The following is an 11,950-nucleotide window of genomic DNA, read 5'->3' as shown; positions in this document are numbered from 1 at the left end:
TCATCGCCCATCGCCGCCACTTCACGCTGCCTTCACAGACTTCATGCTCGGCTCACCGGGGCCGCCGACACTCGCCGCACCGATACACAGAGCAACGAGGAATGCATGAAAAACAGACTGGTGCAAAAGGCCCTGAGCCTGGCCATCACCATGGCGCTTTTGATGGTGGCGCTGATGATGATCAGCGATGTGGTGCGCGACCGCATCTACAACCGAGACCGCGCGGTACAAAGTGTGGTCAACAGCACCGCCGGTCCGCAGACCTTGTTCGGCCCGGTGCTGGCCCAGCGCTGCACCCGTGAGGTGAGCGGCAAGGACAGTGAAGGGCGCGTGGAAACGCGGCTGGTCAGCTTTCAGCGCTACGCGTTGCCCGACGAGCTCAGCCACCAGACACGTGCCGAGATGCAGCCCCGCGCCCGTGGCCTCTACCAGGTCAACACCTTCCTGATGCATGACAAGCTGGTGGCGCGCTTTGCGCCGGGCAACCAGTTGCAAGGCAAGCCTGAGGGCAGCGCCGTGCGCCACTGCGATGCGCCGCGTCTGGTCCTGCCACTGAGCGATCCGCGCGGCATCCGCAGCGCGAGCCTGCAGGTCGATGGCAAGCCACTGCCCCTGGAGCCGGGCACCGGCCACAGCGTCTACCCCCGGGGCCTGCAGTCCAAGACCCTGGCTGCCGGCGCCAGCGGCGGCGACAGCAACGCCACGATGGAGGTGGTCGTGCTGCTGCAGCTGATGGGCACCGAGCGCGTGGCCTTTGTGCCGCTGGGCGGCACCAACCAGGTCAGCATGCAGGCCGACTGGCCCCATCCCTCGTTTGGTGGCAACTTCCTGCCGCTGGGCCGCGAGGTCAGCGAACAGGGCTTCACCGCCAGTTGGAGCATTCCTGCGCTGGCCTCGTCGGCACGCCAGGCTTTTGTCCAGGAGCGCTCGCTGTGCAGCCTGGGCATCGCCGATACCAGCTACGCCTATGCGGCCGAAGAAAGCCAGTGCCTGGAGCAGTTCGGCACCAGCTTCATCGACCCGGTCAACCCTTACAGCCTGAGCGACCGCGCCACCAAGTACGGGGTGCTGTTCGTTGTGCTGACCTTCGTGGCCGTGGCCATGTTCGAGGTGCTCAAGAAGCTGCGCGTGCACCCGGTGCAGTACCTGCTGGTGGGCTCGGCGCTGTGCATTTTCTTCCTGCTGTTGATCAGCCTGTCCGAGCATCTGGGCTTCACACAGGCCTATGCGATGGGCGCCGGCGCCGGCGTGCTGCTGCTGGGCTACTACGCCAGCCACATCCTGGGCAGCCTGCGGCGCGGCCTGCCGTTTGCGGCGCTGATTGCGGTGATGTATGGCCTCTTGTTCGTGCTGCTGCAGCTCGAGCAGACGGCGCTGGCCGTCGGCTCGCTCGCACTGTTTGCCGTGCTGGCGATCGTGATGGTGGCCACGCGCAAGGTCGACTGGTATGCGTTTGGCAAAGGCGACAACCCCGAGCCCGCCCCAAAGACCTGGGCCCAAGGCCTGCAGGAGCGCGCATGAACACCGACCACCGCATGGAAAAGCAGCGCCAGCAATGGCGCCTGGCCCAGCGCCAGATGAGCCGCAGCCAGTTGCGTGCGCTGCGTGACCAGTGGCTGGAGCGTGGCAGCCAGCTGCCACTGCAGGCCAATGCCCGGCGCCTGATGTGGCTGCGGCTGCGCTGCTCGCTGCTGCTGGCCCAGCAGCGGTTCTGAGCGCCGCTACCACCCCATGTAACCAGGCAGCCCTCGGGCTGCCTGGTTGCGTTTCAAAGGTGGGTGCCTATTTGGCAGGCGGCGCGCCACTGCCCCGGCTCAGCGCACGCAACCGTGCCTCCGGAGACAGGCCGCGCACGCACTGCACATTGGCGTCGCCCAGCAGGCTGTCGCACTTGCGGATGGCGGTGTCCAGATCGGCTTCGCGCTGGCGTTCGGCCTGGCTCTTGGGTGGCGTGAAGATGGAGACCTCGCTGGCCGCCTGCTGGTGCGCATCCTGGATGCCGGCCGCGCGCTTTTGCTTGGCCTCGCGCAGGCATGCCTGCTGAGCGCTCTTGCTGTCCTTGTCGTTGCCGGCATGGCGGCTCTTGCAGTCCTCGGCGGCCAGCGCATGGCGCCGTTCCACCTGGGCCGCAAGCGCCTTGAAATGGTTGTTACCGCTGGGGTGGCGCCGCGCCTGCAGCGCAGCGGCATCGACCTGGTGCTGGGTCTCTGCCTCCAGCAGGCAGCGGCGCTGGGCATTGGGGCCGCCAGCGAGCTGCTTGCAATGCGCCAGCGCCCGGTCCGCCTGCGCATCGAGCTGCGCCACCGCCTCCCGGTAGGCATCGTCGCCCATCTCTGCGGCCAACAGCGGCACCACCGCCATGGCACCCAGCATCCAGGCGGCCGACGCGCGCCACAGCGGGCGCCTCCATGCTGCGCGCATCAGCGGTTCTGTTGGCGCAGCCAGTTATCGAGCTGCTGGGCCACCTGGTCGGTGGCGGCCGCCAGCGATGCTGCAGCGCCCGCAGCATCTGCACTGGTGGCCGGTTGGCGGGCGTCGAACACCTGCTGGGCCAGCCAGCGCTCACCCTTGGGCGTGATCTCGCTCAAGGTGGCGCGCATGCGCAGCACGCCGTGGCTGGACTGGGCCGAGTCAAATACCTGGCTGAAATCGACCACCTCCAGGCGCAGCATCGCTGGGTACGCGGTATTGCGCAGCAGCGGCGTGGCGCCATCGTCATCGAGCACGACGGCCCGCTGGCCGCTGAGCACATCGCGCATGCGCTGCTGGATCAGCTGCATCGCCGGCAGCACCCAGCTGGCCTGTGTGTAGGGCCGCAGTTCGCGCGCATCCGCATAGGCCAGCCGGTAGTAGATGGAAGCGCTGGCATCGGGTACCCCGGCCGCACGCACATCGGCCAGAACGAGGGGCTCGGTCGTCGCGGCGGGCGTGGCCGGTGCCGCCAGGGCCTGCGCCGGTCCGAAGTCATAGCGTGCCACCGGTTGGGGCTTTTGCGGCAGTGCCGAACAAGCGGCCAGCACCGCCACGGCCGTCACCACCAGGGCGGCACGGCCAGCGCCGTGCAGGCGGCGACGCAGGGAAGTAGAAATCATGGCATCCATCCTATCGGCCGCTGCCCACGGCGGGCGGGGCTACAAAACCTGGCTCGCCAGGGCCTGGCAGCGCATTGGAGCTGCCATAGATCAGAGACTGCGGGTTGTTCTTGAACGCATCGGCCGTATCGCCCATGCGGCGCGCGGCGGCGCCCACATCGTGCATCGTACGGCCCATGGCGGGCAGGGTGCTGCGGTTGAAGTTGTCGGCCGCGTCGCTGACCTTCTCGACCGCCTGGCCCATCTGGTCAACAACCCCACCCTTGGCCGCCAGGCTGCCGACTGCAGCGCTGACGTCGTTCGAGGTTTTCTGGATACCGGCCAGCGTCTTGCGCGCATCCTGGGCCACGGCAGGCAGGCTGTCGAGCGCCGGATCGAGCTTGGTATCGACGGTGACGACCAGGCGCTTGCTCAGCTGGTCCAGGCTCTGGGCCGCCTGGCCCAGGCTCTTCATGCTGTCCACCAGCACCTGCTGGTTGCCCGGGCTGAGCAGGTCGTTGACCTTGCGGGTCGCATCTTCCACCTGCTGCAGGATGATCGGCCCCTGCTCGGCAATCTGGCCAAAGGGCGAAGGCTTGACGCGCAGGCGCGGAATGCCATCGGGGCCGGGCGGCAGTGGCGTGGTTTCGGTGTTGTCGTCATCGAGCTGGATATGGGCCAGGCCCGTGACACCCTGGTAGCCCAGCATCGCGTAGGTTGTTTTGGTGATAGGCGCTTCCGAGTTGACCGCGATGATGATCAGCACCGTGCCGTCCTTGGCCGGGTCGAACTCGATCTTGGTCACGCGGCCTACGGCCACGCCCTTGTAGCGCACCGCGGCCTGCGGCTGCAGGCCGCTGACGGTCTCACGGGTGGACAGTTCATAGCGCGTGTAGTTCGTGTTGTCACGGCCCATCCACAGGCTCAGGAAGATGACCAGCGCCGTGAGCAAGACCACAAACAATCCAGCCGCCAGTGCGTGTGATTTGTTTTCCATAGCTATCCCTTCACCCCACCAAGCGCCACCGGAGCCATTGCACGGCGTCCACGCTCACCCAGGAAGAAATGTTCAATAAACGGATGCTTGAACTGCACCACTTCGGCCGGTGTGCCCGAGACAATCACTTTTTTTTCGGCCAGCACTGCCACGCGGGTGGACAGCGCAAACAAGGTATCGAGGTCATGGGTGACCATGACCACGGTCAGCCCCAGCTCGGCATGCAGGTCCTTGAGCAGATCGCAGAACTCGTCCGAGCTGTTGGGGTCGAGCCCGGCGGTGGGCTCGTCGAGCAGCAGCAGCGGCGGGTCCATGATCAGCGAGCGCGCCAGTGCCACGCGCTTGATCATGCCGCCCGACAGGTCGGACGGCATCCGCGTTGCATGCTCGGGCTTGAGGCCCACCATCTGCAGCTTGACCATGGCTGCATCACGCACCACATCCTTGGGCAAGGTTCCCTGCTCGCTGAGCGGAAACGCGATGTTCTCCAGCACATTGAAAGCCGAGAACAGCGCCCCTTGCTGGAACAGCATGCCGATGCGCGAGGCCGCGCCCCGCAGGCTCAGCTCCCGGACCGGCTGGCCCATGATCAGCACCTCGCCCTTGGCGGGCTGCAGCAGCCCCAGCATCTGGCGCAACAGCACCGATTTGCCGGTGCCCGAGCCGCCGACCAGGGTCAGGATCTCGCCCCGGTAGACGGACATGTCCAGATCCTGGTGGATCGCAAAGGCCCGCTCGCCCTGGCCGAACACGGTCCACAGCTTGCGGATATCAACGACCTTCTCATCGCTGGCCGCTGCGTTGGGTGGGGAGGATACCGCCTTGTCCATCACTAGAACCCCACCTTGCGGAATGCAATCGCAAAGATCGCATCGAGCACGATCACTGCGGTGATCGAGATCACCACCGACGAAGTCGTGCCCCGGCCCAGGCTCTGGGTGTTGGGCTCGACCTCCAGGCCCCAATGGCAGGCAATCAGCGCAATGGCCACGCCAAAGGTGACCGACTTGGCCAGTGCCAGGTAGAGGTTCGCAATATCGACCGCGCCGGGCATCGCCTGCAGGAAATAGGCGGGCGATACGCCCATTGCGGCATCAGCCGCCATCATGCCGCCGACCAGCGCGCAGACCGTGGTCCACATCGACACCAGCGGCATCGCCAATGCCAGCGCCAGTGCGCGCGGCATCACCAGGCGGTAGCCTTGCGCAATGCCCATCACCTGCATTGCATCGAGCTCTTCGTTGACCCGCATCACGCCGATCTGCGCAGTGATGGCCGAGCCGGTGCGGCCGGCGACCAGGATCGCACCCAGCAGCGGTCCCAGCTCGCGCACCAGCGAGATTCCCAGAATATTGACGATGAAGGCATCGGCACCGAACTGGCGCAGCTGCAGCGACATCAGATAGGCCAGCACCACACCGATCAGAAAGCCCACCAGGGCCGTGATCGGCAGCGCTGTGGCGCCCATCGCATACAAATGGCCCGACACATCGCGCCAGGGGCCGCGCAGCGGGTTCTTGATGAGGCGCAGCACATCCAGCAGCAACTGCCCGACCATCTCGACCATGCTGCGCACATGGGCCATGAAGCCCAGCAGCACCAGGCCCAGCTGGATCAGCCAGCCCCACCAGTTGACCTTGGTCTCCGGCGGGCAGCCCATCGTCAACGAGGCCACCCGCTCCAGCATCTGGCGCTGCAGATCGGTGGTGCGCAATTGCGCAGGCCACTGCTGGCCCCAGTGGTCCCACAAGAGCTGCGCGCCCACATGGTCCAGCCACTGCACCTCGGACAGGTCCCAGCCCTGTTCTTTGCCCGGTGCCGCGCCATCGAGCTGGCGGCGCAGATCGCGCCACAGCGAGCGCTGGCCCAGCTCAGCCGCGCCCCAGCGTCCGCGCAGCTGCGCCCAGCGCTGCGTGCCGTCCTGGTGTTGCTGTAGATGAGGGGCTGTATCGTCCATGGGTCTAAAAACAAAGCGTGTCGCCCTGCGCGCACGCCATTCGCACTATAGCCGGTCTGTTACCCGGTCGCACCCTGCGCGCTGGCGATCACAGCGCGTGCCTCTGTAGGAAGGTATCGCCGAGCCGCAGCACTGCGGCATCTACACCACGCTTGGCGGCCAGGGACCGGCAGTAGGCGCGGTGGGTGACAGGACATTGGTTTTCCCGCTTGGCAAGCCCGGCATACTGACCACAAACTTGCCGATTCATTCGATGGACCGTGGGCGCCCGGCGCTCCCCCTGATAAGAAGACCGCACATGCAATCTGGAGACAACACAAGTTTCGACTACATCGTCATCGGTGGGGGCACGGCGGGCGCACTGCTGTGCAACCGCCTCAGTGCCAAGACCCATAACCGGGTGCTGCTGATCGAGGCGGGACGGCGCGATGACTACCACTGGATCCACATCCCCGTCGGCTATTTGTACTGCATCGGCAACCCGCGCACCGACTGGCTCTACAAGACCGAGCCCGATGCCGGTCTCAACGGCCGCAGCCTGCTCTACCCGCGCGGCAAGACCTTGGGCGGCTGCTCCAGCATCAACGGCATGATCTATATGCGCGGCCAGTCCCGCGACTACGACCAGTGGGCCGAGCTGACCGGCGACGCCCGCTGGCGCTGGAACGACACGGTCAACTACTTCAAGCGCCATGAAGACCATTGGCGCCTGGACCAGGAGGGCGAGACCAGCCCCAGCGTTGCGCAGTGGCATGGCAACCGCCGCACTGGCAGCACCGGCGAATGGCGGGTCGAGAAACAGCGCCTGCGCTGGGACATTCTGGATGCCTTTGCGCAGGCGGCCCAGCAGGCCGGCATCCCCGCCACCGATGACTTCAACCGGGGCAGCAACGAAGGGGTGGGTTACTTCGAGGTCAACCAGAAGAACGGCTGGCGCTGGAACACCGCCAAGGCCTTTTTGCGGCCCACCTGCTATGGGCGCTCGAACTTCGAGATGTGGACCAATGCCCAGGTCAGCCGCCTGGTGCTGGAGCGCCAGGCCGACGGCCAGCTCGCCTGCACCGGGGTGGAGGTCTGGACCGGCACCGAGATGACCATCGTCAAGGCCGACAAGGAGGTGGTGCTGAGCGCGGGCGCCATCAACTCCCCGCAGATCCTGCAGCTCTCGGGCATTGGCCCCGGCGCGTTGCTGCAGCAGCATGGCATTGCCGTGCAGCATGACCTGCCCGGCGTCGGCGCCAACCTGCAGGACCATCTGCAGATCCGCTCGGTCTTCAAGATCGATGGCGCGCCCACGTTGAACGTGCTGGCCAGCAACCTGTGGGGCAAGGCACAGATCGGGCTGGAATACCTGCTCAAGCGCAGCGGCCCGATGAGCATGGCACCGTCGCAACTGGGGGCCTTCACCCGCAGCAGCCCCAGCCAGCCCCATCCGAACATCCAGTACCACGTGCAGCCGCTGTCGCTCGATGCCTTTGGCCAGCCGCTGCACCGTTTCCCGGCCTTCACCGCCAGCGTCTGCAACCTCAACCCCACCAGCCGTGGCACCGTGCAGATCAAGAGCGCAGACTTTCGCAGCGCCCCTGCGATTGCGCCCAACTACCTGTCCACCGCCGAGGACCGCCAGGTGGCAGCCGACAGCCTGCGCGTGACCCGCCATATCGCCGCGCAGCCCGCATTGGCCAAGTACCAGCCGGTGGAATGGAAGCCTGGTGCGCAGTACCAGAGCGATGAGGACCTGGCGCGCCTGGCCGGCGATATCGCCACCACCATCTTCCACCCGGTGGGCACCACCAAGATGGGTGCGGACCACGACCCGATGGCCGTGCTCGACAGCGAATTGCGCGTGCGTGGCGTGCGTGGCCTGCGGGTGGTCGACGCTGGCGCCATGCCCACCATCACCAGTGGCAACACCAACTCCCCCACGTTGATGCTGGCCGAGCGGGCTTCGGAGTGGATCCGCGCCAGCCATGGGCCATGATGGTGCGCTACAGAGTTTCAGCCCGGTTACAGCCGCTGCTGCGCTGATTACGCCCCCATGAGGGGCTACCGACCGGTTCACGGGCGCTGAAACGGCAGTTTTGTCTCATTTTTTGCTGTTCCGGGGCGGCTGGGCGCGCGAATGGGGCAAAAAGTGGCGCCATCCTGCAATCTGCACCAAATCAGTTACCTTTGGGGTAAATCCCAATGCACCATGCAGGTGCGATGGCCTATAGTAGAGGCACTCGAGGCACTGAAACAGTGCTCTGCGAGAGGACCGAGGAGACATCTCAACAATTCGAACATTTATATAAGGCATCAATAAAAACGAGATGCTCCTTCAAAGCGCCCTTCGGGCGCTTTTGTTTTTCTGGCGTCCCATGCGCCATCCCTCCTCTGTCCCAGGCCTTGCATCGCGACCCGGCAAGGCCACGCGCCTGCCCCGTCCAACACCGCTGCTGTTCCGTTGGCGGCCTTGCATTTAGCCGCCCTGGTACGGTGCCAGCCCCCCGTTGGCGGTGCGACAATCTCGCCCCATGGAATGGATCTTCGTTACGCTCGCGTCCATGTTCGCGGGCTTTGTGGATGCGGTCGTCGGTGGCGGCGGCCTCATTTTGGTGCCCGCACTGTTTGGCGCTTTCCCCGCTGCACCACCGGCCACCTTGCTGGGCACCAACAAGAGCGCCGGCGTCTGGGGCACGCTGATCTCGGCGCGCCAGTACGCCAGGCGCGTGGACATGCGCTGGGCAGCCATTGCACCGGCGGCAGGCGCAGGTTTTGTCGCCTCGCTGCTGGGCGCCTGGGCGGTGACTGTGGTCGATCCGAGCATGCTGCGCAAGGCCTTGCCGATCATCCTGATCGCCGTGCTGGCCTACACCTTGTACAAAAAGCAGCTGGGCCAGACCCATGCGCCGCGCTACAGCGGCCGCGCCGAGGCCTGGGTGGCCTGCGCGATTGGCGCCACCATCGGCTTCTACGACGGTTTCTTTGGCCCCGGCACCGGCAGCTTCTTCGTGTTCTTGATGGTGCGCTGGCTGGGCTACGACTTTCTGAACGCTTCGGCCAGTGCCAAGATCCTGAACATCGCCACCAATGTGGCAGCGCTGATCCTGTTCACCGCCAAGGGCCATGTCTGGTGGCACTTTGCGGTTCCGCTGGCCGCTGCCAACATCCTGGGCAGCATGCTGGGCACCTGGATGGCCTTGAAAAAGGGCTCGGGCTTTGTGCGCGGCATGTTCATCGTCGTCGTGGCCGCGCTGATCCTCAAGACCGGTTACGACGCCTTTTTGCGCTGAACGGCGGCCTGGGTGCTGGCCTGCATGGTCAGCCCTGCCCGGGCATGGCCCTTCGTCCTTCACCGCCTGGTTCTAAGGCGGTTTTTTGTGGCCTGGTGCGCTGCCCCGCCACGGGCCCACGGGCTTACTGCGGTGGCTCGGTCTGCGGCTTCAGCTGGATATCTTCGACGCGCCTTGGCGTGCCCATCGGCGCACGGCCATCGCCGCGCTGCATCGCGGCAATATCGGCCTCGCTGGGGTATTCACCGAGCAGCCAGTAGTCGATGATGCGGCGGGCAATCGGGGCAGCCGAGCCGGCGCCAAAGCCAGCGTTTTCCACAATCACGCCGACAGCGATCTTCGGGTCTTCGGCCGGTGCAAACGCGATGTACAGCGCATGGTCGCGCTGGCGCTCGGCCAGACGCGCGGCATTGTACTTTTCCTTCTGGCCAATGCTGATGGCCTGGGCCGTGCCGGTCTTGCCGCCGGCCGTGTAGCGGGCCGTGCCGAAGGAACCGCGCCCGGTGCCACCCGTCACCACCGACACCATGCCGCGCTTGACTGCGTCCATATTGCTTTGCTTGTAGCCCAGGTTCACGGGCGGCGGCTGCTCGATGGGGCGGCGCTCGCCGGTCACCGGGTCGATCAGCGAACGGCCCACATGCGGCACCCGGCTGTTGCCGTTGTCCAGGATCGTCGCCAGCGCATGGGTCAGTTGCAGAATCGTGAAGTTGTTGTAGCCCTGGCCAATGCCCAGCGAGATGGTCTCACCGGCATACCAGCGCTTTTGCTCGGGGCGCTTGTAGGTTTCGCGCTTCCAGGTGGTGCTGGGCAGCACGCCCCGCACTTCACCGGGCAGGTCGATGCCGGTGATCTGGCCAAAGCCCAGCGGCTTCATGAAGTCATGGATCGCATCCACACCCATTTCATTGGCCAGGGTGTAGAAATAGACATTGCTCGAATGCTGGATCGCGCGGTTCAGATCGACAGGGCCCAGCGCATGGCCGGAGCGGAAGGTGTGGCCGCCAAAGGTCCAGCTGCCGCCGTCCTGGATGATGGTCGACGGGGTGCGCTTGCCCGTCTCCAGCCCGGCCAGCCCCATGAAGGGCTTGTAGGTCGAGCCGGTCGGGTAGGTGCCGCGCATCGCCCGGTTGAGCAGGGGCCGGTCGATGGATTCGTTCAGCGCCTTCCAGCTTTCCTGGTCAATGCCTTCGACAAAGATATTGGGGTCGAAGGTGGGCTTGCTGACCATGGCCAGCAGCTCGCCGCTGCGCGGGTCGATCGCAATGGCCACGCCCCGGCGCTCGCCATACAGGTCCTCGACCATCTTCTGCAGCTTGATGTCCACCGACAGCACCACGCTCTCGCCGGGGGTGGCCGGAGAGCTGTCGAGCTTGCGCACCGCATGGCCGCCGGCCGACGTTTCCATGCGCTCGACGCCGGTGTGGCCGTGCAGTTCCTTCTCGTAGCTGGCCTCCACGCCGGTCTTGCCGATGTATTCGGTGCCCCGGTAGTTGGCCGCTTCGTCGGAGTCGTCGATGCGCTCCTTCTCGCGCTGGTTGATGCGGCCGATATAGCCGATCAGATGGGCACCGGTCTCACCCATCGGGTAGGAGCGAAACAGGCGTGCCTTTACATCGACGCCGGGGAAGCGGTAGCGCTGGGCGGCAAACTTGGCCACTTCCTGGTCAGTCAGGCGCGAGCGGATCGGCAGCGAGTCGAAGTTGCGCGAATCCTCACGCAGGCGCTTGAAGCGGCGGCGGTCCCGCGGCGTGATCTCGATCAGCTCGGACAGCGCATCGATGGTCTCTTCCACGTCGCTGACCTTGTAGGGCGTGATCTCCAAGGTGTAGGCCGAGTAGTTGGTGGCCAGCAGCACGCCATTGCGGTCATAGATCTGGCCCCGGTTGGGCACGATGGGCACCACCGCTGTGCGGTTGCTCTCGGCCTGCGCCAGCAGGTCATCATGGCGCTCGATCTGCAGCACATACAGGCGTGACAGCAGAATGCCGAAGCACAGCACGACCACCAGACCGATGACGACCACCCGCAGCCGAAAACGGCTGAAGGCACGGTCTGAGTTCTGGATCTCGGTCATGGTTTGCGCAAACGCCCCGCTTACAACGGACGGTTTTCGTCATCGTCGGGCGGCTGGCGCTGGGGCAGTTGCAGCAGCCAGCTGACCAGCGGCCACAGCAGCACGCACCACAGGCCAGGCGTCAGAAAGCCCCAGCCCGGAAAACTGCCGCGCAGCAACAGCCGCAACAGCATCAGCACCACGTCGGAGGCGAGGAACAGCGGCATCACCTGCACCGCCTGGGCCATCACGCTCAGCCAGGTGATGCGCTGGCGCAGCAGCGCCACGCCATACAGCACGCCCGAGTACACCAGCGCATGCAGTCCCAGCAGGGACGACTGGTGCACATCCATGCACAGGCCCAGCACAAAGGCCCAGCCCATGCCGATCTTGCCGGGCTCATGCACGCCCCAGTAGACGAGCACCAGCAGCAGCACGTCGGGCAGCCACAGCGCGCGGCCCAGCGGCAGCATGTTGATCATCAGCGCCAGCACCAGGGTCAGCGCCACAAAGCCTGGGGGAACAGGGAGCAGCAAGGGCTGCCCACGCGGCATGATCATGGCTGCATTCCTGGGGTTCGGTTCATCGGAGCCG

11 protein-coding genes are annotated in these 11,950 nt (G+C 65.6%); 4 read left to right on the top strand and 7 right to left on the bottom strand.

Annotated elements, in window-relative coordinates; all coding sequences use genetic code 11:
* Positions 1-105 precede the first annotated feature (105 nt).
* Positions 106-1,521 (top strand): cell envelope integrity protein CreD, encoded by a 1,416-nt coding sequence (gene creD / locus ACHWUQ_RS11495; protein WP_394681196.1) that lies wholly within the window; start codon positions 106-108, stop codon positions 1,519-1,521.
* Positions 1,518-1,715 (top strand): hypothetical protein, encoded by a 198-nt coding sequence (locus tag ACHWUQ_RS11490; RefSeq protein WP_239810296.1) that lies wholly within the window; start codon positions 1,518-1,520, stop codon positions 1,713-1,715. Before creD ends, ACHWUQ_RS11490 begins: the two co-directional genes overlap by 4 nt.
* A 67-nt stretch (positions 1,716-1,782) precedes the next feature.
* Here the strand turns inward: ACHWUQ_RS11490 and ACHWUQ_RS11485 are convergent, their stop codons facing one another.
* From ACHWUQ_RS11485 to ACHWUQ_RS11465, 5 genes are read right to left on the bottom strand one after another with little or no spacing between them, the layout of a single operon-like run.
* Positions 1,783-2,421 (bottom strand): hypothetical protein, encoded by a 639-nt coding sequence (locus tag ACHWUQ_RS11485; RefSeq protein ID WP_369460715.1) that lies wholly within the window; start codon positions 2,419-2,421, stop codon positions 1,783-1,785.
* On the bottom strand, positions 2,421-3,092 hold the full coding sequence (locus ACHWUQ_RS11480) for an ABC-type transport auxiliary lipoprotein family protein (protein ID WP_312525888.1): 672 nt from the start codon (positions 3,090-3,092) through the stop codon (positions 2,421-2,423). Before ACHWUQ_RS11480 ends, ACHWUQ_RS11485 begins: the two co-directional genes overlap by 1 nt.
* 10 nt (positions 3,093-3,102) lie before the next feature.
* Positions 3,103-4,068, bottom strand: a complete 966-nt coding sequence (locus ACHWUQ_RS11475) for an MlaD family protein (RefSeq protein ID WP_239810293.1) — start codon at positions 4,066-4,068, stop codon at positions 3,103-3,105.
* Between the two features lie 2 nt (positions 4,069-4,070).
* Complete coding sequence (locus ACHWUQ_RS11470; protein ID WP_394681195.1) at positions 4,071-4,898, bottom strand: ABC transporter ATP-binding protein; 828 nt, start codon at positions 4,896-4,898, stop codon at positions 4,071-4,073.
* Between the two features lie 2 nt (positions 4,899-4,900).
* A complete protein-coding gene (locus ACHWUQ_RS11465; RefSeq protein WP_373449433.1) occupies positions 4,901-6,025 on the bottom strand; it encodes an MlaE family ABC transporter permease in 1,125 nt (374 codons plus the stop codon).
* A gap of 298 nt (positions 6,026-6,323) precedes the next feature.
* Here ACHWUQ_RS11465 and ACHWUQ_RS11460 point away from each other — a divergent pair, with 298 nt between their 5' ends.
* Together ACHWUQ_RS11460 and ACHWUQ_RS11455 are read left to right on the top strand one after the other, a co-directional pair.
* The gene (locus tag ACHWUQ_RS11460) at positions 6,324-8,006 is read left to right on the top strand and encodes a GMC family oxidoreductase (RefSeq protein WP_394681194.1); all 1,683 of its coding nucleotides are present in this window, start codon (positions 6,324-6,326) and stop codon (positions 8,004-8,006) included.
* Positions 8,007-8,541: 535 nt separating this feature from the next.
* On the top strand, positions 8,542-9,300 hold the full coding sequence (locus ACHWUQ_RS11455) for a TSUP family transporter (RefSeq protein ID WP_239810289.1): 759 nt from the start codon (positions 8,542-8,544) through the stop codon (positions 9,298-9,300).
* A 124-nt stretch (positions 9,301-9,424) separates the two neighbouring features.
* Here ACHWUQ_RS11455 and mrdA read toward each other — a convergent pair whose 3' ends face one another.
* Entirely contained in the window at positions 9,425-11,377 is a 1,953-nt protein-coding gene (gene mrdA / locus ACHWUQ_RS11450; RefSeq protein WP_239810288.1) for a penicillin-binding protein 2, read from the bottom strand.
* 20 nt (positions 11,378-11,397) lie between these two features.
* Positions 11,398-11,916 (bottom strand): rod shape-determining protein MreD, encoded by a 519-nt coding sequence (mreD, locus tag ACHWUQ_RS11445; RefSeq protein WP_239810287.1) that lies wholly within the window; start codon positions 11,914-11,916, stop codon positions 11,398-11,400.
* Between the last annotated feature and the right edge of the window lie 34 nt (positions 11,917-11,950).

This window comes from uncultured Comamonas sp., from assembly GCF_964277875.1.
GTDB classification, from domain to species: Bacteria; Pseudomonadota; Gammaproteobacteria; order Burkholderiales; family Burkholderiaceae_C; genus Comamonas; species Comamonas sediminis.
Note: the sequence above shows the minus strand (reverse complement) of the source record. Positions and strands in the feature narration are given on the sequence as shown.